The sequence below is a fragment of the Caulobacter sp. P1_B12_2 genome (genome assembly GCF_056406675.1).
This window is the reverse complement of the sequence record NZ_JBFTZS010000513.1, coordinates 1-2,995: the sequence shown is the minus strand read 5'-3', so window position 1 is coordinate 2,995 and position 2,995 is coordinate 1. Positions and strand designations below refer to the sequence as shown.

At 69.3% G+C, this 2,995-nt stretch carries 1 protein-coding gene and 1 pseudogene; one reads left to right on the top strand and one right to left on the bottom strand.

The features are described from left to right. The coding region (locus tag AC1DZ6_RS22485) for a long-chain-fatty-acid--CoA ligase (RefSeq protein ID WP_477099341.1) at positions 1 to 2,209 on the bottom strand (2,209 nt) is incomplete at its 3' end. A 219-nt stretch (positions 2,210 to 2,428) separates the two neighbouring features. Between AC1DZ6_RS22485 and AC1DZ6_RS22480 the strand changes: the two are divergent. Beyond that, positions 2,429 to 2,995, top strand: a pseudogene (locus AC1DZ6_RS22480) (hybrid sensor histidine kinase/response regulator); the annotation flags it as partial.

Here is a 2,995-nt window from a genome sequence, read left to right as displayed (position 1 = left end):
CGCCCAGCGCGCCGGCCGCGACCAGCAGGGCCGGCGCCAGGGCGATCAGCACGACCAGGTCGAGCACGCCGCCGGTGAAGCCGCCGCCCTTGGCCTTATCCGCCTTATCCGCCTTATCCGCCTTGGCCTTCTTGCCCTTGCGGCTGGGGACGATCGGCATGGCCAACGGCGCCTCTTCGGTGACGAACACCGGCTTGGCGTGGAAGGCCTCTTCCGGCACCGGCGCGAGCGTCGGCGCGGGGGTCAGCGGGCCCAGGGGGAAGTGCTCCTCCTGGCCGCGTTGCTCGAACAGGGGCTCGGCCTCGGGTCCGGTCGACGCCGCCACGGCCGGAGCCGCCTTCGGCTCGAGCGCGGCGGCGGCCTCGGCATGCGCCAGGGCCTCGACCACCTGCGGGTCGGGCAGAGGCGGCGGCTCCGACAGCGGCTCCTCGGGCTCGGGCGCATAGATCCGCTCGGCCTGGGCTCCGTCCGCGGCGGCCAGGGTGGCGGGCGGCGGCTCGGGTTCAGCGTCGGGTTCGGCCGCGACCTCGGCGGCTCCTTCAGCCATGGTCGCGACGGCCAGGCCCGGCAGCACATAGTCCTTCATGCGCAGGCGGATCAGCTTCTTGTCGATCTTGCCGGTCGCGCCCAGCGGGATGTCGTCGACGAAGACCACGTCGTCGGGCATCCACCACTTGGCGATCTTGCCCTGCAGGAAATCGAGGAACTCTTCCTTGGTGGCGGTCTCGCCGTCCTTCAGCTTGACCAACAGGATGGGCCGCTCGTCCCATTTGGGATGGGCCACGCCGATCACCGCCGTCATCGCCGCCTTGGGATGGCCCAGGGCGATGTTCTCGATGTCGATCGTGCTGATCCACTCGCCGCCCGACTTGACCACGTCCTTGGCCCGGTCGGTGATCTGCATGAAGCCGTGATCGTCGATGGTGGCCACGTCGCCGGTGTCGAAGAAGCCCTCCTCGTCGAGGATCTTGCCGCCCGCGCCCCGGAAGTACTCGGCGGCGATGATCGGGCCGCGGATCTTCAGGTTGCCGAAGCTCTTGCCGTCGTGCGGCAGGCGCACGCCCGCGTCGTCGGTCAGCTTCAGCTCGACGCCCAGCGGCGGCCGGCCCTGCTTGAGCCGGTAGGGCATCTGCTGGTCGTAGGGCAGCTTTTCCAGCTCGTCGGTCATCACCGACAGCGTGCCGACCGGCGAGGTCTCGGTCATGCCCCAGGCATGGACCACCTCGACGTCGTAGTCGTCGTGGAAGGCGCGGATGATGTGCTCGGGACAGGCCGCCCCGCCGATCACCACCTTCTTCAGCACCGGCAGCTTGGCGCCGGACTCGCGCAGGTGCTGCAGCAGCATCTGCCAGACGGTGGGCACGGCGGCCGAGAAGGTGACGCCCTCGCTGTCCAGCAGCTCGAAGATCGAGGCGCCGTCCATCTTGGCGCCCGGCATGACCATCTTGGCGCCGGTTCCGGGCGCCGAGAACGCCACGCCCCAGGCGTTGGCGTGGAACATCGGCACCACCGGCAGGATCACGTCCTTCTGCGACAGGCCCATCACGTCCGGCTGCAGGGTGATCAGGGTGTGCAGCACGTTGGAGCGGTGCGAGTAGAGCACGCCCTTGGGGTCGCCCGTCGTGCCCGAGGTGTAGCAGAGGCCCGCCGCCGTGCCCTCGTCGAAGCCGCCCCAGGCGCAGTCGGCATGGTGCTGCTCGACCAGGTCCTCGAAGCACAGCAGGCCCTTGAAGCGCGGCGTCTCGCCCGCCGGCCTGAAGTCGGCCGGCATGTGGTCGCGATCGGTGAACAGCACCACGTGCTCGACGGTCGGAAGGTGCTGCAGGATCCCGGCGATGATCGGCAGGAAGGTCAGGTCGACGAAGATCGCGCGGTCGCCGGCGTGGTTGGCGATCCAGGCGATCTGCTCGGGAAACAGGCGCGGATTCAGGGTGTGGCACACCGCCCCGATGCCCATGATGCCGTACCAGGCCTCCATGTGGCGACCGGTGTTCCAGGCCAGGGTGCCGACCCGGTCGCCCGGCTTGATCCCCATGGCCAGCAGGGCGTTGGACACCCGCTTGGCGCGCTGGTGGATCGCGCCGTAGGTGGTGCGGACGATCGGCCCCTCGACCGAACGTGTGACGACCTCGCGCGCGCCGTGCCACTGGGCGGCGTGGTCGATGATCTTGTCGACCGTCAAGGCCCCGTGCTGCATCAAGCCCTGCATAGGCCGCGCTCTCCCGATCCGTTATCGTTGTTCACGCAAGGCTAGCGGCGCGAGGGCGGCGGCGCAACGCGGCGCGCGCCCGGCGCGAACCTTAAGGTTACCGTCGGTTTCCCGACGAACCGCGCTGATCCGTCGCAGAAGTCGTTCAGGCTCTGCTAGGCCTGATCGACTATTCTTGTGCGCATGGCGCCGGTTGGCGAGCGAGGCGAAATTCCACAAGTGCGATGGTTCGATTCACCCTGGGCCGATGACCGGCTGGACGAGGTGGCGCTGGACACCCATCGGCTGCTGCCGTCCCGGCTGCTTCCGGCCATCGTGTCCGCCGGGGTCACGTCCGTGGTGCTGGGCGTTTCCACAGCCCTGATGTGGCTGGCCAGCTTCATCGTCAGCGAAGGCCTGGCGCGGCTGGCGACGCGGCGCTTCAAGCCGGGCGTCGCCGCCTCGCCGGCCGAGCGCGCCGCCTTCGTGCTGATGGCCCTGCCGATCAATCTGACCTGGGCCTGGTTGGCGGCGATGCTGTGGCTGTCGCCGATCCAGGAGCTGAAGCTGGCCGCCGCCTCGATCTGGGTCGGCCAGATCATCTACACCCAGAATTTCCGCCACCAGCCCGCCGCCCTGCTGGTGGTCAGCGCCTTCGCGCCGATGGTCAGCCTGATCGTCTTTCCGCTGTTCTTCTTCCACGCCCACGGCATGGGCGCCGACATCGCCCGCTGGGGCCTGGTCATGGTGGTGGTGACCACCGTCAACGTCATGCGCGGCAACCGCGCCGCCGCCCGCCGCCTGGAC